Source organism: Williamwhitmania taraxaci (assembly GCF_900096565.1).
Classification (GTDB): domain Bacteria; phylum Bacteroidota; class Bacteroidia; order Bacteroidales; family Williamwhitmaniaceae; genus Williamwhitmania; species Williamwhitmania taraxaci.
Window position 1 is genome coordinate 20523 of the sequence record NZ_FMYP01000041.1, and the last position, 18045, is coordinate 38567.

Sequence of the window (18045 nt, forward strand, 5' to 3'; positions counted from 1 at the left end):
AGCAAATCCACTAGGTTAATCAATGTCATTAAAATGCATAATGCTGCATTAACCGTATCGAAAACGTAGCAAAACAAAAATTCGTTACCTACTATATATTAAACGATTTCAGTCAAAATAGACAACCATTATACGATGGAGAAAATTAGTAATTCTTTTAACAAAAAACACTATTGAAGATAATACTTCATCAGTTTTTACTCTTCGTTTCCCTTCCAATAACAGGGACGTATTAAACAAACGATTGTTATCATTCGAGTAAAAATTTGTAAACCATTATAGCCAAAGATGATTTAATGCCAACAAGGAGCAAGCATCCTCGAATAAATGCTATTAAACAACTTTGACTAATGGTTATAGAGAATGACCGTAAAATATCATACTTTTGGCCGCCGAAAAATCGGACATTTGCGGCGTAAACAGGTTCGCCATTGGGGTGACAAAAAATTCGGAATGAAGAAGTCAACAAAAGATATATTTATTATTGGGCTTGCACTTTTCGCCATGTTCTTTGGTGCAGGCAACTTAATATTTCCACCAATGCTTGGCTTTAAAACCGGCGAAAGTTGGGTTACAGGAGCAATTGGGTTTATGATTTCCGACATAGGTCTGTCGCTTATGGGCATTGTGGCTGTAGCCATTTTGGGCGGCGGATTTACGGCTCTTGGAAATAAGGTTGGACCCCGTTACTCCAAAATTCTTGGAACCACAATAATGCTTACGCTTGGCCCGCTATTGGTTATTCCGCGTATTGCCGCCGTGGTTCATGAAATGGGCATTGCACCAATCTTCAGTAATGCATCCATGTGGTTGGTTACCGGGATCTATTTTACAACAACCATTTTTGTAGTTATTGATCAAAAACGGGTTGTCGACAAGTTGGGCCGATGGCTAACACCGATCTTGCTCCTGAGTCTTTTTTCCATAATCATTGCCGGCATTATGTTTCCTATAGGCACTCCTGCTACGGCAAAGATTCCGAATGCTTTTACACTTGGCTTTACGGAGGGCTACCAGACGGTAAATGCGCTTGCAGCAGTGATCTTTGGTCGTATGATTCTATTCACGCTGGTAGCAAAAGGCTACGTAGATAAAGCCGCGCAGCTTCGAATGACGATAAAGGCTGGGGCATTCGCAATAGGGCTCATCGCCATAATCTACGGAGGGCTAATTGTTATTGGCTCGCAAGCAAGTGCAATGTTCCCCGAAGATATCACCCAAACCTCTTTATTTGTATGCATTACCAATAGCATTTTAGGATCTTGGGGTAAAATTATTGTTGCCATAACTATCGTGTTTGCCTGCTTTACTTCTGCCGCAGGATTAACAGCCACCGCAGGCACCTACTTCCAGCATATCTCTAAAGGAAAAATTGACTACCGTATTTCCGTGATAGTAATGAGCGTAATTAGCTTCTTTATTGCCAATTTAGGTGTTCAAAAAATTATTGCTATTTCCACGCCTATTATCATGACTATATACCCACCAGTAATTATGCTCATAATATGTGCATTGATCGACAAGTTGGGAATATCCAAATACTTTTACCGCGGAGCAGTGCATACGGCACTAATCCTGAGTATCCCAGATTTGCTCTTAAACTTTAATGTTCCGGTTGGGGGAATTGTGGAATTTATGAATTCATTACCGCTGGCTTCCTACAAAATCGAATGGTTAATTCCTTCATTATTGATAGCGATAGTAATGCATATTGCTTTCAACAAGAAGGAAGTAAAGATAAAAGCGTAAAAGAAAAGTTTGACGTCCAGTTTAGGATCTAATTTACCCTTCAATAAATCTTACGCTTGAAGCCTTAAAGGCTAACCAGACACTTTTTCCGGGAACAATCCCAAGATGATCCAAGGATTCGGAAGTAACAGCAACGAATATTTTTTCAATTGCATCCACAACCACTTCGCAGCCAATCCTACTGGGAATAACCTCTACAACCTCGCCCATAATGCTATTCAGAGCGCTAGTATCGGTTTGCTGTACCGAGAGAAAAATACTTTTATCGTCGATAAGTATATAACCCGAAGCACCATTTGCTCCTCCGTAGAACTTAATATCGAGTCCTTTGGGGGTAACGCCATGCCTCAAGTCACTACCTGTCACCGAGCGAACCTTTACATCAAAGAAATTTCTAACGCCAGTTAACTCCGCTATAAACGGAGACTTCGGATTCTGGAAAACCTGCTTCGGGTTGCCCGTTTGCACAATTACCCCTTTATGTATAATGGCCACATTCTTTGCAAGCGATATGGCCTCCTCATAGTCGTGGGTTACATGAACAATAGTTTGCCCTTCCCTATTGAGCTGCCGCAAGAGGGCACGGATCTCCGATCGCAGCTGGGCATCGAGCGAAGAGAGTGGCTCATCGAGCAAAAGGATTAAAGGCTTCAACACGAGAGTCCTTGCTATAGCCACGCGCTGCAACTCGCCTCCCGAGAGCGTATCTGGCTTGCGATGGAGAAGATGAACAATGGCTAACTTTGTAGCCACAGCGTTAATGGCCTCCTCTGCCTCAACCTTACTAAAACCTGCTGCTTTAAGCGGATAGCCAATATTGGCACGAACAGTTAAATGCGGAAACACCGCAAAATCTTGAAAAACCAACCCTACGCCCCTATGCTGAACGGACTCCCTTTCAATATTTCGCCCGTTGAGAATAATAGTCCCTTTCGTTATTGGGACTAGCCCAACGATTGCCTCCAGAACAACTGACTTTCCAGCACCGGAAGGTCCCAACAGCACCAAATAGTCGCCTTTAGGAACTTCGAATGAAACCCCCTCGAGTTTAAACTCGCCTAACTCTGCCGAAAGATTCTTTACCGTTAGCATGGTAATGTTAAAAGTTAAAAAAATGACAAAATACCGATGAACGCATTTCGGTTATTGCTTCTTACGCAGAAGTAGCCGTATCAAAACAAAAACAGCAAGGCTCACCAAAATAAAGAGCAGGGCAGCTGGTCGAGAATAAGCTAGGCCAAAGGTCGAAAAACGCTCATAAACCAAAACCGGAGCTACCATGGGGTGATAGGCCACAATAATTACAGCACCGAACTCGCTCATACCTCGAGCAAACATCATAACCATACCGGAAACAACTGATCGCCAAGCCAGAGGTATAGAAATAGTAAAGAAAACCCGCACAGGAGAGGCACCCAACGTTAATGCCGCCTTTTCGTAACGTTCCGGAACCATTGCAAATCCATCGCGGGCAGCATTAACCAGAAAGGGGATAGAGACAAATGCCATAGCTATGGCAATGCCGATAGGATGGCCAACCAAGTCGAGGCCGGCCAAAGAGGCAACTCGTCCAAGCGAGGAGTCTCTGGAGATGAAGCCAAGCAGAGCTATACCTGCTGCAGAGTGAGGGATCACCACAGGTAAGTCAACAATGCCTTGAACTAGACTCTTTAAAGGAAATTCCTTACGAGCCAGCACAAAAGCCAACGGAACACCTAGTAATGCAAAAAAGAGAGTCGCCATCATTGAGACCCATATTGTGAGCCAGATACTAGAGGTGACCTCGGCATCCTGTCCTGCAGCCATCAAAGAGGGGAAGGAAGTATGCAGAGCCATCCCCACCAATGGGGCTATGACAAACAACAACACCAAACTACCTAAAACCCTAATGAAAAGCCAAAACCAGGAGAACTTCATGAAGCAACAATATTTTACACTAATAACAACATTTTTAATAGAATACCTAAGAGCGACCAATTTTACGCACTAGGAATAATCAAGCCGCTAAGTAAGTTAATTATCCAGAATGCCTAACCATTGAATAGTTGAATAGGCCTAGAATTCATAGCGTAACCCACCCATAAAAAAGCGGCCTGGGCAATTCATCCCTTTTTTATCGACATACAATTGATCGAAAATATTCTGAATATCTACCCATACATGAATCCCTCCTTTCATCGTATGCTCCAAATGCAAATCGAAGGTCTGATAATCGGACAACCGTTGCGTGTTTACATCATCAATCCATTGCCGTCCAACGTGGCTAAAGGTTAAGCCAACAGAACTATTTTTTCGAATATAAACCACTCCAGCACTAGCCAAGTAATCGGGAACTTCCGTGATCGCCATTCCTTTAAGATTAGCTGCTGCTATTGCAGAACTAAACTTCATTATTTTTGAGGAAGACGACGAACCGCTTGCCCTCACCAACAAATGATTCAAGAGCTGCCATTGAATGGAAAGTTCAACCCCTTTAATCTCAACTTCACCCACATTGTCGCGCATGAGTATTGGTTTCCGATCGGTGCCACCCGTATCTACAGAATCGCCAGTGGCAACAAAGTATTGAAAGTTCACACCGTAGGAATAGTAGCCGGTAACGTTGATGGATAAATCCTTATTCGGATTCATGGTTATTCCAACCTCAGCCGAATTGAGCGTTTCAGGCTTTAGGTTAGGATTAGCTATTTTAAAGCCCTTGGTAATCTTCCTTGAACTGCAGAGATCATCGAGTTTGGCTGGCATAAACCCAGAGGAAAGGGCCGCATGAAGGCTAATCTTATCGGAAATAAACTGTTTAACCCCAACCCGGGGGCTTATAGCATACCATTGAGTTGAAGAGAATGATTGATTGCTATTCGATGAAAAACCAGTTGCCTTAGTAGGGTCTATTACCGTTAGCTTACCGTTATAAAATTCCGCGGCATCAACCCTTATACCTCCGGTAAGCAGTGTATGGCTGGCGAAGAGAATCTCATCCTGGAGAAATGCGCCCACAGTTACCATATTTCCGCTACGCACAATATCGTCGGTGGAAGTTCGGTAAATATCATGTGCATCGATTCGTCCATATCGCAGTTCTAGGCCAGTAGTTACCTGTCCATACCATGATTTATTGAAAGTGGAGGCCACCCATAAACCAGCATCATGGCTAACCTGATGTGTGTAGGAGAGTTTGTAGGTATCCCCAGCTTTATTTATGCTTTCGCTCTGTTTGTCGTAGGATTCAGATTGTAGGTAAACTCGGCTTGTCAGTGTTCCTTTTTCGTGTTTTGCATTAATTGAGACTTGGGCGGATTGATCGAAGTAACTGTCGTAACTCCCATCGTTCAAGTAAACCTTTTTCCCCGCACCGCGCTTATCCTCATAAATTGTATAAGCCCCATGAATAGTGATCCCCGGTTTTACGTCGCCTCCCATTCGCAGATTTACGCGTTTTTCAACAATATATACTTTAGCCGAAGTAGAATCTCGCAGCTCCTTTGAATCGATAAAATAGCCATCGCCCTCTTGATAGCTTGGGGCAATATCCCAATATAACCCATGAACTTTCGACCTACCTGCCATTCGACCCGAAATCCCTAGAATTCCATATTCGCCAACGCTAAGATTAACTGAGCCCTCAAGTGGCCTCTTGGGCTTTATGGTATTTATGCTCACAACCCCAGTCATAGCGTTGTTTCCATAAACCGAGCTCGATGGACCAACAACCACATCAACCGACTCCACTTGATCCGGTGAAACCATATTCCAGGTTACCATTCCGTAGGAAGACTTATTGAGCGGAGCTCCGTCGAGCAAAATAAGCACCCGATTATTCCCATCAAGTCCACGCATGGAAATGCCGGAATTCTTGGAAAAAACGCCCCAAGTTCGATCAACATAGGTACCTGGAATAAGTCTCAACACCTCATCACTGCTTCGAACCGAATAAGCACGCTGCTCTACCTTGTTGATAGTAGTGGTTGTAAACGGCAGGCTATCGGCTTGGTGCGCTGTTTGGGTTGAAACTATAGTCACCGGATTAATGGCCGCACGGAACCCCACTGTTGTATCAGAAATACTATTTTCCTGCGCATCTGTATTTTGAACAAAAAAAAGAAAAAAGAGAAAGAAGAGAAGGCTGCTAGATCGATTCCTCATCGCTTACCTATTTTTCATCTTTTGAACCATCACATCTACCACCACGCTACCCGTTTCACCGGAAACAACTTCCGTAACTATAAAAACGCCGTAGAGTCCTAACTCCTCCTGCTTAAATGAAAAGGCATTGCCTACAATAAGATTCTTAGCCTTGCGCTTCCCGTTAATATCAGAGTAGAGTGAAACTAAATCCTCAACCTGCGTCAATCCATTAAACTGGTCGAAGGAGAGGGTGATTGGAGTAAAACGAGTAGTATTTTTCACAGCCCAATCAGTTGGCCCGCCATCGCCGTATACTGAATAATCAATATTTGCTCCTGGCGAGGCAATCACCATTTCATCGGCATCGACGGTGCTATAGTAGCAAAGAAGGTGAATATTGGCAGGAATTGTAGCTGCCTCTGCTTTGGCAAATACAGCCCCGCTCTTTATATTCATAAAACTACCACCGGCTGTCGATTTCTGAGCCCCTAACACTACATTGCGAGAAACGAGCAGTTCACCGGCATTACCTTCAGCCTTAAGAACATTATAGGAAGCGGTAGCCGAATTTCCATTTTTATCGCGGATGGTGAAAACAAGTGCATTCTGAGCTGCCGTATCCTTTGTAAAAACGAGCTGCTTGGAATACTCAGCCTTAAAGAAACCTTCATCAACAAACCGCACACCATTGTTGGAAATAAAAAAATTGGTAAGCGCATCCTCTCCGTTTCCTTTACAATCAATAAGTAGCGTCAACGATTGACCTGGAATCAACTGGGTATCATCGCCCGAACTATGATTGGCAATTACAACCGTAGGATTTACAGGATCAGTTTGGTTTTTCTTGCACGAACAGGAAATAATAAACGGCAATGCAACCAATAAAAATTTATACGCAAAACGAAAGGTATTCTTATTCATATCGGGGAATATAATCATGGAAAAAACGCCCACCTGTGAGCCTTAACAAACTTATTTCAATACTTTAGAAAACGATGCGCCAAGAAAACCTCCAACAGCACCAAAGATAAAATGAGTAAAGTAAGGATAGAGAAATCCCCCCACGAATGACCCATAGGTAACCCCGAAAAGCGTTATTACGCTGCGAGCCATAGGAATGGAGAGGTAGCAAAACCCAGCAGCCAAGGCAACAACAAAAATATTCTTACCAAAGTATTTCTCGCCCGAGAAAAACAAGTCGAGGCCAACACCAGGCAGAAAAAACATAAGCGCCATGAAGGGATCGCCAAAGCCCATGCCGGGAATAAGTGTTGCGAGTCCAGCCCCAGCACCCATCAGCGAGCCCGACCATTTCAATGGAAACGCGATACGCAGAAAGGTGAGCAAGAACATCACCTCAATGCCATGCCTACCGGGTAGATGCAAAGGCAAGCGAATCTTGGCCCTCAAGAAGGCAATGCCTACGCCAAGGAAAACTAGAAAAAAAATAAGAGCAATTCGGCTAATCAGAGATTTTCCGGATAAGCTCTTTACCTGCACATTTATAGCTGAAGCCCCCATTGTTTTGATATTTTTCGATTACTACTAATTTTTTTCCACCCTTTAAAACAGGACGAAGCCATCCTTCTAAATCAATCTCGGTAAGTTCGGGGAGTAACACGAGATCCTCACCAACAACTCCATCCACAGGAATAAGCCTGCGCAAAGCCTCAATAGTACATTTCCCAGTCAGTTGCCTAAAGTCCTTTCCCTCCATCCAAACAAATCGACCATCATCCGCGGCCTTGCGAAGACCTACTGCTGCCAACGAACCAATAACACCATCGAAATTCCCGGTAAATCCAGCAAGAAATAGATTCTCGGCACGGGCAATCTGCCATGCTTCCGCCTGAGTTACCAACTCGCGCTTGGTTCTATATCCCCAATTCACCACAGTATCAGGAAGGTTATCGGCACGGGCAATGCACAAACCCGCATCAGATCCAGGAGCCGATTCCCTTGCTAAAAATGCAGAGCAATATTGCCTTAAATAATCCTCACGCTCAGTTTCTACCTCAAGACACAAAGAGCTATTATGGGAAGTATACGGAACTCGAGGATCGAAAAACAGCTGGTGCCTAGAGATACCAAAAACCTTAGCAAACCCAACCTGTGTAAGTTCTCGCCCCAGCTGCCGACCGCGATAGCCCGTGCCGCGAGTAAATAAATTGTCGGTATCATCAATACCAATCAGATACCGCATAAATTATTTCTTTGCAAACTGTTGTAAATCGGAAGGGATAAAATCGAAACCAGTTGCAGCCGAAGGCACTACCGATGGTTGCCCCATGCTCGCTAAAACTTTACCACCCTTCTCAGGCGATAACAAGAACTCAACGAACTTCTCGGCAAGTGCTGGATTTTCGGCATTTTTAGGAATAGTAATCCCATACACCATAGGCGAACCAACTACTTGAAGTGAATCACCCGGTTGCTTGCCAGCAATGGTAACCTTAGCCTCAGCATACTGCACGGCCATTTCTGGATTACCCAAATTAATGGCATCCGGCAACTCAATAAACTTCAGTCCATGCTGAATGGCTACCGAACGATAAAGAAAAATGTAATCGATGGCATTACTCTCAAGGAGTGCAAGTAAATCGGTCTCTTTCGGTCGAATATATCGCTTATCCTTGCCAAGCATATTCGCAGCCAAATTAGGTTTTCCGTAAAATTTCTCGGCCAACTGGAGCATCATAACGGTTCGGTAGCCACAGGGATCTGAGCTAGGATTGCTCCTACCTAAGGCTACTTCCTTGTTTGCCAATATTTCAAACCAGTTATCACTATTTATCTTATCGGCCAGGCGTGATTTTTCGTGAAAGACAATGGCCATCTCATTTCCAGCAAAACGGATATTCCATGCAGTAAAAGCCGGCATCATCAAAGAATCGATAATGGAGAAATCGGCTGACGCAAGAACGTCGCACGGTTTGTTCAACTCTGTAACCTTTCGCACACAATCAATACTACCGGCGGCTTCCATATCGATAACAACACCCGGATTCTCCCGCATAAAACTATCGGCAATAGCCTTCAAAGGCATCGAAAGGCTACCTGCATGGAAAATAGTAAGATGTTGCTCCTCATTTGCTTTCTTACCGGCACACCCCCAAAGGAGTAATGCACCTAACATTATTGACCCAATTCTTTTTATCATCTTAATAAGGGTTGATCATTTAACCTATGAAAAAACTTTTTCGTAATTTTATGAATTGCGGCATCAAACTCAACGCGCAATTCCAAGTAGGCCTCTAGAAGTTTCTGCCCCTCGGCAGTAAGTTCCGATCGGCCCCCATCCTTGCCTCCACGCTGTTTCTCGACCAAAACAAAGCCAACGGACTCCTCCGCTTCGCGGATGAGCCCCCAAGCCTTCCTGTAGCTAATGGCCATTGCCTCTGCTGCACCAGCCAAGGAGCCACGATCTTGGATGTTCTGCAGCAAGATAAAACGCTCCTCATCAAACACTTCAAAATTATCCTTACCTGTAAGGCTAATCTTGTAGTCGAGGAAAATGTTGTAATACTTCGATCCGGGAGGTCCTGCCATAATTTCGATACGCATTAAAATGCACATCCAAAGATAAAAAAAGAAGAGTCAACTACAAACTCCTCGTGAAATTCGTCTTGTCAACTTGATGCAATATGCACTGACGTCCATTTAAGTGTCAGCGACTACATACCAATCAGTAGCACTGCCAATTCATAACGGAGAAAAACAAGAAGTTTGAATGAGTCAATGTAAAGCAAAAGAAAAGATCCCCGCCCAACCGAACAAAGAATTCTACCGACACAAAAACACATCAATATCTTATGGAAAGGAACGAGTCCGATTAAACATTAAATGAGTTCACAGGTTTATAGCGTCAGAAACAACGATTACCACAAAAAAAAATCTGCATGATATCTTTCATCTTTATTTATGACGCTTGTAGCTATTCATTGCAGTAAAATAGAATAATTTTACATCGTTATGTTTTCTTTTGCATATCGCAAACCAACCTTGAAACTAAAAATAAATCATTATGAATAATTCCGTTTTCAATTTTCAACTTCCTAAGAACGAGCCTATATTAATGTATGCCCCTGGCTCACCCGAGCGAATTGCCCTAAAGAAAGAGTTAGAAAGGCAGAAATCAATTCAGCTCGAAATACCCTTGATTATTGGGGGGAAAGAGATAAAAACAGGAAAATTGGGCAAGGTGGTAATGCCGCACGACCATAGCCATATCTTAGCAAACTATCACATGACCACCGAGAAGGAGGTAAAGATGGCCATTGAGGCAGCGTTGAAGGCAAAAGAGATTTGGTCGAATATGCCATGGGAAGATCGCGCAAAAATCACCCTGAAGGTTGCGGACCTGATAGCCCAAAAATATCGATTTGTGCTTAACGCCGCCACCATGCTGGGTCAAAGCAAAAACCCATATCAGGCCGAAATTGATTCAGCCTGTGAGGTCATCGATTTCCTTCGCTTCAATGTATACTTTGCCAACGAAATATATAAGGATCAGCCTATTTCGGTGGATGGAATCATTAATAAAACGGAATACCGTCCTCTCGAAGGGTTTGTATTTACCGTATCGCCCTTCAATTTTACGGCCATTGCCTCCAATCTGAACATGTCGCCGGTAATTATGGGAAATTCCACGGTTTGGAAACCAGCCACCACCTCCATTCTATCCAACTATTACTTAATGAAAATCTTCAAGGAAGCAGGCATGCCCGACGGGGTAATCAATTTCCTACCAGGGCCAGGTTCAGTAATTGGAAAAGAGATATTTGCTCATCGCGATTTGGCCGGAATACACTTTACAGGCTCCACCAATACCTTTAACCTTTTCTGGCGCCAACTCGGCGAGAACCTACCACGATACAAGAACTATCCCAAAATTGTAGGAGAAACTGGAGGCAAAGATTTTATTGTTGCACACCCTTCGGCAAACGCCGATGAAGTTGCAGTAGGAATGGTACGAGGCTCTTTTGAGTATCAAGGGCAAAAGTGCTCCGCATCGTCACGTGCATATATCCCAACCAGCTTATGGCCAACAGTCAAAGCTAACATAGGGAAAATGCTTGCAGAGATAAAGATGGGCGACGTTAGCGACTTCTCGAATTTTGTGAACGCAGTAATCGATGAGGCATCGTTCGACAATATCATGTCCTACATCGACAAAGCAAAAGACACGAAAGACGCAGAGATTGTCTTTGGCGGCAAGGGCGATAAATCGAAGGGCTATTTTATTGAACCAACAGTCATCAAGACCAACAATCCCCACTTCATCACCATGGAGGAAGAGATCTTTGGTCCCGTGCTCACGCTCTTTGTCTACGAGGATGATAAATTTGAAGAGACACTCGACTTGGTAGACGCCACCAGTCCATACGCACTAACGGGTGCCATATTTGCTACCGACCGCATGGCCATTATCAAAGCATATGAGAAGCTGCGCTACGCTGCCGGAAACTTCTACATCAACGACAAACCCACGGGTGCAGTAGTTGGTCAACAGCCATTTGGCGGAGCAAGAGGCTCGGGAACCAACGACAAGGCAGGCAGTAGCCTAAATCTACTTCGCTGGGTAAATCCAAGGACTATAAAGGAAACGCTTGTTCCTGCCACCGAATTTAAGTATCCGTTTTTACTAGAGGCATAGCGCTCTTTAGTAGAACACTTATTGAGGCACCCACGAAATCAACTTTGTGGGTGCTTTCTTTTTCTACGGCAAAGCCAACATATTATTGACATGGGCCACGTTGAGCAAAGTCACAAATCCAAATAAACTTCGATTCCTACTTATGCCGAAGAAAAAACACCAACTATCGCCTCTACACAACCACACATAACAAACAAGAATCCAACTATTTTGACAAAATGATTGTTTGTGTTGACAGAATAACTAAATTTGCACACTGAAAGCGGTTCGTAAGGATTTATAGCGTGTTGATTTAGGTTAGCCTCAAAATTAAACATTAATCCTACGAACCCTTTTACCCTCCTACAAACCAGACGACGGATTTTTAGAATTTCCACAAAAAGTTGACTTCCCCCTTCATAAAAATAAACAGCAACAAGTTGGGGCGTTGTTTAGGGAATTCTTACATTTCGCTACTAACACATGCGAAATGAAACACATAGCAATTACCTTTCTTTTACTGCTCTTTTCCATATGTGCAACGGCACAGGAAACGGCAAAAAGCAATCAAGAAGACGAATCTCTGCAACGTATTTTTGGGGTAGCTTATGTTCCAGCAAACAAGTGGGGAGTATACAGCCTGATTGGACAAGAACAGTGGCTCAAATACAAATTCTCGACAGAAGCGCTCACCACCTACGAGGCCACCTTTTCCTTACGAAAATTTCCACTTCAATTTGGAGTGAACGCCCAAGTTGAAAACAACCTGATTGGGAAAGCGTATAAACTTGCAGGCTTCATTGGTATAAAAAAGATAATGCTACGAATCCAATCCGGAAAGATTAGCGGAACAGCACAATGGACGGGACCTCCAATACCTGATGCACCTCAAACCATTCCATTTAATAATAGATACATTAGCATCGACCTCCTGTATCTTCCACGCAAAGATGGCAAGGATAACATGTTTTACTTCGGTTTGGGATACACTTCATTGAAGATGCCAGTTCAAGTAAACACGCTTATTACTGCAGGTGGAAAAGAAAACCAAAAGTATGGAGTAGCTGTATTTGACTCACTATATTCAGCAAAGGCATATTCATTTCTATTTGGCTTCGACCTTATCTCTTCAGAGGCACGGAATCCTAGTGGATTCAAAGGAGGGTTGGGAGCATTTGTTGCCACACAAGATAAATTTGGAGTCGGTATGGGTCAAGTGAGTAACGGTGCTGTGAAGCGCGCCGAATCAGTAAACCCGGGAAGAAAAGTCACAGCCACCAACCTCGTCTCTGCTCTCGTCGAATACAACCTTTCCTTAGGTATTAAATATTCTCATCGTGTTGGTAAAGGAATAATTATAGGAGCAGTTGGATACGACTTTGGCGGTGCAATGCTAGCAGATTTCAACGGAGCAGCGTCCACTAGCAGCGATCTAGGTGTTGACCCTGCCCTATTTTACTGGCACCACGGCTTACTATTCCGAATTTATGCCGGATGGTAAGAGAGATAGTGAAAGGATGAAGGATAATGCTGGTTGGAAATTTAAAGATAAGGCAAAGCAGCTCTTTTCTACAAAATTGATAGGAGCACAAAAAGAAGAACGCTCCAACTTGGAGCGTCCTTCTTAATTTTTAAAGCAAGCCTACTGGAGTGGTTTAATAACCTCCATCAGCTCCGGAAGATCCATACCAATTTCTTTTAAGTGGGCAATGGTAGGAACCCCATTTTTCGTCCAGCCTCTGCGAGCATATACAGCATCAAGCAATTGCTCATATCGATCCTCCCTATACACACGCATAGCGGCAATTTTCTCATCTAGGCTAAGTTTAGTAGGATCAATACCAGCCTGCTCCTTTAGTTGCTTATCATAACGTTCAGAACGACTTGAATACTCTTCTTGGGTAACAGGCCCACAAGCCCGGTAAGGTTGAGCATCATTCTTACGCAAACCATAACCACGACGGATGTTGAAAATTCGCTGGAAGTTATAAACCCTCTCCGACTGACGAATCATCTCATCCTTATCGATATTAGAACCGGTCACCGCATTATAAATGGTAACATAATTATCGACATGTTCGGGAATCTTGTGAGGTTCCGAAGTCTCCTTATTTCCCTTTGGAGTTACGTCGTTCCAAGGTAACTTACAAAGCCCCATTAACCCAAACCACGTTCTAAACATCGGAAAGTAATGCAACGCCTCGGCTTTCGCTTCGAAAGTTGGAAGTTGATTGTTCACCATATCCATGAAGATAAGCCAAGCCTCATCGTGCTGCGGGCCCTTGTTTGTCATGGCATAACCGCCCTGTTGAGCAAGCGATTCCTTCGAAACATATTGGGAGTATTCCAAACCCTTACCTTCCATTCCAATATCATTCAGGAATTTAGCATCTGCACCAAAGTGCTTCACAAAATGCTCCTTCATTTTATGAACGCCTTGACCTGCAATCTTTCCAAATCCTTCGCCTCGTGCAACTTGGTGTAGCAATTCGAGAGCTGCAGCACTATTGCCAAACTTCAACTCTAGGCCGCCGGTACGCTCCTTGTTTAGGATGCCATTTTCGTAGCATTCCATGATAAAGGCAACGGAAGTTCCCCAGGTGATGGTACATACACCGTAGGTATCGCAGTAGAAGTTACCCTCAATAATCGCATCGTAATCAAATATGCCTAGGTTAGAACCAAGACCAGCTGCGGTTTCGTACTCAGGACCGTCCACAATGACCTTTGTTCCCTTATATGGTCCGGTTTTAAGCTCGAAGTTATCCACACCTTTCGAGCACGACATAGCACAACCAATCCAGCAGCCATCGGGAACCCCAAGGGTAAAGTATTTATCTCTCAAGATATCGCTATGAATCTTTATAGCGTCATCATGGCTTCCATACTTAAAGTTATGCGTGGGCAACAAATCGTAATCGCTCATAACGTTTACAATATTCGCTGTTCCTTTTTTGCGCATCTGGCATTGATGATCGTCAAGTTCCTTAATCTCCTTGTTGTATCGCCTACCTCTTTCGGCAATTGCTTCCAGATCGGCAACATTATTAAGATTTCCAGTAACGCCTTCAACCTTGGCAACAATGGCCTTTATTCGTTTATCGCGAAAAACAGTGCCAATACCGCCACGGCCGGCTTGTTTCAATCGAATCTTCTTACGCTTAATATCCCAAAAAGTGAAATTAAGCATGCCAATTAGGGAATGCTCAGCGGCAGCGCCAGTCGAGATAATCCCAATATTCTTTGCATCCTTTTCGTTCTCAGCAAAATATTCGGTCAATTCCTCTCCCAAAATATGGCTATCCACGGAAAAGCCCGGATCCTCAAAAATTTCGATCTTATGGTTTTTGCCATCAATATAAATAATGAGATCCTTATCCGATTTCCCCTGAAGTTCTAAAGCATCAAACCCCGAGAACTTTAGGAATGGTCCAAAAAAACCACCAACATTCGAATCCATAATGGAATCCGTTTGTGGCGAAATGGTTACCACGAGAGATTTTCCGGTACCCGAGTATTGCGTAATTCCTCCAACAGGACCCGAGGCAATGATAATCTCATTTTCGGGATCATTCCAGCGAGTTGTCGGAGTAGTTGCATCCCAAAGCAGGCGCAATCCATAGCCTTTACCCCCAATGAACTTCTCCTTCATTGCGGCAGGAACAATCTTCTCCTTTATCTCATTTGTGGAGACATTTATGTAGAGTGTTTTATCTGTATACCCTCTAAAGAGTGGTTTCCATTCGTATGTCCAACTTTTCAGCAACTTCTGCTTAGCTTTCAATTCCGAAATATTCATAGGTAGAGAGTTTATGGTTTTTTTAATATCTTCACGTCAATAGTTTATGCTCAAATAAACCACTTAAAAATAGACCTTAAGGCAATTCAATACTATGATTATTATCAATTGGCAAATAATTGCGACTCCAATCATCAAAGTTAATGTGTTTTAGAACTCAAAAAAAATCCCAACCCACTCTTTTACTAAAGGTTGAACCGAAATGGAAGATATACTTCATCAACTATACGACACCACTCGGCGTACGATTCCCCCACCGCATCAATTGGTGTGTGGAGCGAAATATTATGCAGTTCTTAACACATTGGGCAACGTAGGAGTGTGTGCAAACCTAGAAAGTCCATCATCAGTATCAATAGAGGAATTAAACCAACCTGACTTTTCAAACTATTACCATCGTGTAGCAGTAAATGCATGGATTAACGCCCACGTAAATTACCAAAACGCCTATGCCGAGGAGATCGATATATTCAACAAGATCCCATTTCATTCCTATAAATCGATTGTTATGGTAGGCTACTTTGAGTCGCTAATTCACAAATTTCGATCAGCAGAAATACCAATTTCTATTTTTGACTTAAAGAGTAATTCCGACCAAGTATTACCCATTGAGCAGCATGAGGCAACCATAAAAAAAGCCGATATCATTATTGCCACATCCACATCGCTGGCAAACAATACCCTCTCGCAAATAATCAAATGGAAAAGGAACGATTGCAAGTTTATGATGCTAGGCCCTTCCACCCCGCTGTCGGAGGAGCTTGCCATAGCCATAAATGCCGACTACCTCTTTGGATCAATATTCGACCAAAACCCAAAAAGCGTTCTTGATCTCATTAAAAATGGTGGCGACACAAAAACGTTTCTACCATTTATGAAAAAGGTCTACCTTGCACCCATAAAGTAAGCAATATGCCATCCTTTACCGAAATAAAAGAGAGGTTACACACTAAATGCGTAGGCATTGCCGGTGCCGGTGGTTTAGGAAGCAACTGTGCCGTAGCCCTTGCCCGTTCCGGTGTTGGAAAGATTATCATTGCCGACTTCGATGTAATTGTTGAAAGTAACCTAAACCGCCAGTACTACTTTTACGACCAAATAGGCCAAAAAAAAGTTATTGCCCTAAAGGAGAATATCAAAAGAATTGACCCAAATATTTCTGTAGAAATTTTTTCAGAGAAGATCACCTTACAGAATATTGAAAGCATCTTTAGTACCTGTGATATCTTGATTGAGGCATTCGATCAGGCCGATCAAAAGATGATGTTAATTGAATATGCCCTAATAAATCTTCCCAACATTCCAATAATCGCAGGATCGGGAATGGCCGGTTTTGGAGAATCCAACTCACTCCATGTAGAAAAGTTTGACAATTTGTATATTTGCGGCGACGGAGCAACAGAGGTTTCGGATATCAATCCTCCTCTAGCGCCCAGAGTTGGTATTGTTGCAAATATGCAAGCAAACGTAGCATTAGATATTTTGCTAAAAGGAGAAAAGAATGGAGATCACTGTTAATCACATTTCTGAAGTGATTGAGAACCGTACTACAATTACTATTAGCGAACTTCTTCGTTATAAGAACTTCACCTACAAGATGATTATCATTAAGCTCAATGGCAATGTGGTGAAGCGCGAAGAGGGTGATTCTATTATTGTTTCGCACGGCGACAATGTTCAGGTGATCCACCTGATGACCGGCGGCTAATTTTTTTTACCTTTGCACAATGAATTGGACCAAGATTACCCAAAGAATAAAAGAGATAAAACCACCTAAATCACTCAGAAATAAATATTTTCTGACAGGCATTGTCTTTGTGCTCTGGCTTGGATTCTTCGACAAGAACAACCTTGTAGATCTTTTGGGTGAACTCAATAAGATTAAGAGTTACGAAAAAGAGAAGTTATACTATCAAGAGAAAATTGCATCCGACCGGGAGAAAATGAAGGAACTTCGCACCAACAAAGAAAATCTTGAGAAATTTGCCCGAGAGCAATACCTTATGAAGAAAAAGAACGAAGATATATTTATTGTGGAATAGCCATAATTGCCAACTATGAAGGTTGTTCGTATTAGTAAAGAATTATCGTAACGATCAAGGCAGATTGCCCACACTTCTTTTCAAATTACGCTTCCGCAAATAGAATTATCCTTCGACCATCTATGGGCATCAGAATGAAATGTGCCTAAAACAAATTGTGCATCATTAGCGTGTATCCATTGAAAACAAAAGGATACACGCTTTTTTTATGTCCAATTTGTCCAGAACGATTTGTTCCGTTTGGTTGATTTGTGTTTAAGGATGCTTTAAATGCTGGATGGCATTTTGCCCTATTGTGCAGGGGTGGTTTAAGTGCATGCCTAATATATGCTATTTTCCATGATTTACTAATGGTTTAAGCCTATTTGTTGCGTAATGTTGATATTTCGGTGATATTGTGCCACTTGTTTCGGTGATATTGTGCCACAAAAAAAGGATGATTTCGTGACCAAATTTATGAATTAATTTGAGTTTTTTTCATCTTGTTTTTTCTCATTGACTCTACTGTTAATTCAATGCGATGTGAAGAGTGAACCATGCGGTCTAGAATTGCATCGGCAATGGTTCCTTCGCCAATTGTTTCATGCCAGTTTTTTACTGGTATCTGTGCGGCAATGATAATAGAAGTCTTGTCATATTTCTGTTCAACGATATCCATTAGGGCATTTCTTGCAGGATCGTCAAAGGCTGTTAAC

Annotated in this window: 17 protein-coding genes; 7 read left to right on the top strand and 10 right to left on the bottom strand. The window is 42.8% G+C overall.

Annotation, left to right across the window (positions count from 1 at the left end; genetic code table 11):
* Positions 1 to 453 precede the first annotated feature (453 nt).
* Positions 454 to 1749, top strand: coding sequence for a branched-chain amino acid transport system II carrier protein (gene brnQ / locus BLS65_RS11230; RefSeq protein WP_170830089.1), 1296 nt, complete (start codon positions 454 to 456; stop codon positions 1747 to 1749).
* A 33-nt stretch (positions 1750 to 1782) separates the two neighbouring features.
* Here the strand turns inward: brnQ and BLS65_RS11235 are convergent, their stop codons facing one another.
* The 8 genes from BLS65_RS11235 to BLS65_RS11270 form a co-directional block, all read right to left on the bottom strand.
* Entirely contained in the window at positions 1783 to 2841 is a 1059-nt protein-coding gene (locus BLS65_RS11235; RefSeq protein WP_092438997.1) for an ABC transporter ATP-binding protein, read from the bottom strand.
* Positions 2842 to 2892: 51 nt separating this feature from the next.
* Positions 2893 to 3666: an ABC transporter permease gene (locus BLS65_RS11240; RefSeq protein ID WP_092439000.1), complete on the bottom strand. Its 774-nt coding sequence runs from the start codon at positions 3664 to 3666 to the stop codon at positions 2893 to 2895.
* A 138-nt stretch (positions 3667 to 3804) separates the two neighbouring features.
* Positions 3805 to 5892 carry a TonB-dependent receptor gene (locus BLS65_RS11245; protein ID WP_092439002.1) on the bottom strand — a complete coding sequence of 696 codons (2088 nt, stop codon included), beginning with the start codon at positions 5890 to 5892 and terminating at the stop codon, positions 3805 to 3807.
* Positions 5893 to 5895: 3 nt separating this feature from the next.
* Complete coding sequence (locus BLS65_RS11250) at positions 5896 to 6795, bottom strand: hypothetical protein (RefSeq protein WP_125869849.1); 900 nt, start codon at positions 6793 to 6795, stop codon at positions 5896 to 5898.
* A gap of 51 nt (positions 6796 to 6846) precedes the next feature.
* Positions 6847 to 7395: a hypothetical protein gene (locus tag BLS65_RS11255; RefSeq protein ID WP_125869850.1), complete on the bottom strand. Its 549-nt coding sequence runs from the start codon at positions 7393 to 7395 to the stop codon at positions 6847 to 6849.
* Positions 7337 to 8077, bottom strand: coding sequence for a hypothetical protein (locus BLS65_RS11260; RefSeq protein ID WP_092439009.1), 741 nt, complete (start codon positions 8075 to 8077; stop codon positions 7337 to 7339). Before BLS65_RS11260 ends, BLS65_RS11255 begins: the two co-directional genes overlap by 59 nt.
* Before the next feature lie 3 nt (positions 8078 to 8080).
* On the bottom strand, positions 8081 to 9034 hold the full coding sequence (gene wtpA, locus BLS65_RS11265) for a tungstate ABC transporter substrate-binding protein WtpA (protein ID WP_092439011.1): 954 nt from the start codon (positions 9032 to 9034) through the stop codon (positions 8081 to 8083).
* Entirely contained in the window at positions 9031 to 9438 is a 408-nt protein-coding gene (locus BLS65_RS11270; protein ID WP_170830090.1) for a winged helix-turn-helix domain-containing protein, read from the bottom strand. Before BLS65_RS11270 ends, wtpA begins: the two co-directional genes overlap by 4 nt.
* A gap of 460 nt (positions 9439 to 9898) precedes the next feature.
* Here BLS65_RS11270 and pruA point away from each other — a divergent pair, with 460 nt between their 5' ends.
* Complete coding sequence (pruA, locus tag BLS65_RS11275; protein WP_092439015.1) at positions 9899 to 11530, top strand: L-glutamate gamma-semialdehyde dehydrogenase; 1632 nt, start codon at positions 9899 to 9901, stop codon at positions 11528 to 11530.
* A 469-nt stretch (positions 11531 to 11999) separates the two neighbouring features.
* Positions 12000 to 13010, top strand: coding sequence for a hypothetical protein (locus tag BLS65_RS11280; RefSeq protein WP_092439017.1), 1011 nt, complete (start codon positions 12000 to 12002; stop codon positions 13008 to 13010).
* A 141-nt stretch (positions 13011 to 13151) separates the two neighbouring features.
* Here BLS65_RS11280 and BLS65_RS11285 read toward each other — a convergent pair whose 3' ends face one another.
* Positions 13152 to 15308, bottom strand: a complete 2157-nt coding sequence (locus BLS65_RS11285; protein ID WP_092439019.1) for an aldehyde ferredoxin oxidoreductase family protein — start codon at positions 15306 to 15308, stop codon at positions 13152 to 13154.
* A 202-nt stretch (positions 15309 to 15510) separates the two neighbouring features.
* Between BLS65_RS11285 and BLS65_RS11290 the strand changes: the two genes are divergently transcribed.
* The 4 genes from BLS65_RS11290 to BLS65_RS11305 are packed head-to-tail and all read left to right on the top strand — an operon-like array spanning position 15511 to position 17350.
* Positions 15511 to 16215, top strand: a complete 705-nt coding sequence (locus tag BLS65_RS11290; protein ID WP_092439021.1) for a Rossmann-like domain-containing protein — start codon at positions 15511 to 15513, stop codon at positions 16213 to 16215.
* 5 nt (positions 16216 to 16220) lie between these two features.
* Positions 16221 to 16826, top strand: coding sequence for a sulfur carrier protein ThiS adenylyltransferase ThiF (gene thiF, locus BLS65_RS11295; RefSeq protein ID WP_092439023.1), 606 nt, complete (start codon positions 16221 to 16223; stop codon positions 16824 to 16826).
* Positions 16810 to 17016, top strand: coding sequence for a sulfur carrier protein ThiS (gene thiS, locus BLS65_RS11300; RefSeq protein ID WP_092439025.1), 207 nt, complete (start codon positions 16810 to 16812; stop codon positions 17014 to 17016). The genes thiF and thiS overlap by 17 nt, the downstream gene beginning before the upstream one ends.
* Positions 17017 to 17035: 19 nt before the next feature.
* Complete coding sequence (locus tag BLS65_RS11305; protein ID WP_092439027.1) at positions 17036 to 17350, top strand: FtsB family cell division protein; 315 nt, start codon at positions 17036 to 17038, stop codon at positions 17348 to 17350.
* Between the two features lie 454 nt (positions 17351 to 17804).
* Here the strand turns inward: BLS65_RS11305 and BLS65_RS11310 are convergent.
* A partial coding sequence (locus BLS65_RS11310) for an ATP-binding protein (RefSeq protein WP_170830091.1) occupies positions 17805 to 18045 on the bottom strand: 241 nt, incomplete at its 5' end.

Excerpts from the sequence above, each read along its gene's own strand:
- BLS65_RS11285 (WP_092439019.1), bottom strand. The coding sequence starts at position 15,308 with ATGAATATTTCGGAATTGAAAGCTAAGCAGAAGTTGCTGAAAAGTTGG.
- BLS65_RS11305 (WP_092439027.1), top strand. The coding sequence starts at position 17,036 with ATGAATTGGACCAAGATTACCCAAAGAATAAAAGAGATAAAACCACCT.
- BLS65_RS11235 (WP_092438997.1), bottom strand. The coding sequence starts at position 2,841 with ATGCTAACGGTAAAGAATCTTTCGGCAGAGTTAGGCGAGTTTAAACTC.
- BLS65_RS11290 (WP_092439021.1), top strand. The coding sequence starts at position 15,511 with ATGGAAGATATACTTCATCAACTATACGACACCACTCGGCGTACGATT.
- BLS65_RS11245 (WP_092439002.1), bottom strand. The coding sequence starts at position 5,892 with ATGAGGAATCGATCTAGCAGCCTTCTCTTCTTTCTCTTTTTTCTTTTT.
- wtpA (WP_092439011.1), bottom strand. The coding sequence starts at position 9,034 with ATGATAAAAAGAATTGGGTCAATAATGTTAGGTGCATTACTCCTTTGG.
- thiS (WP_092439025.1), top strand. The coding sequence starts at position 16,810 with ATGGAGATCACTGTTAATCACATTTCTGAAGTGATTGAGAACCGTACT.
- thiF (WP_092439023.1), top strand. The coding sequence starts at position 16,221 with ATGCCATCCTTTACCGAAATAAAAGAGAGGTTACACACTAAATGCGTA.
- pruA (WP_092439015.1), top strand. The coding sequence starts at position 9,899 with ATGAATAATTCCGTTTTCAATTTTCAACTTCCTAAGAACGAGCCTATA.
- BLS65_RS11255 (WP_125869850.1), bottom strand. The coding sequence starts at position 7,395 with ATGGGGGCTTCAGCTATAAATGTGCAGGTAAAGAGCTTATCCGGAAAA.
- BLS65_RS11240 (WP_092439000.1), bottom strand. The coding sequence starts at position 3,666 with ATGAAGTTCTCCTGGTTTTGGCTTTTCATTAGGGTTTTAGGTAGTTTG.
- BLS65_RS11280 (WP_092439017.1), top strand. The coding sequence starts at position 12,000 with ATGAAACACATAGCAATTACCTTTCTTTTACTGCTCTTTTCCATATGT.
- BLS65_RS11270 (WP_170830090.1), bottom strand. The coding sequence starts at position 9,438 with ATGCGTATCGAAATTATGGCAGGACCTCCCGGATCGAAGTATTACAAC.
- BLS65_RS11260 (WP_092439009.1), bottom strand. The coding sequence starts at position 8,077 with ATGCGGTATCTGATTGGTATTGATGATACCGACAATTTATTTACTCGC.
- brnQ (WP_170830089.1), top strand. The coding sequence starts at position 454 with ATGAAGAAGTCAACAAAAGATATATTTATTATTGGGCTTGCACTTTTC.
- BLS65_RS11250 (WP_125869849.1), bottom strand. The coding sequence starts at position 6,795 with ATGAATAAGAATACCTTTCGTTTTGCGTATAAATTTTTATTGGTTGCA.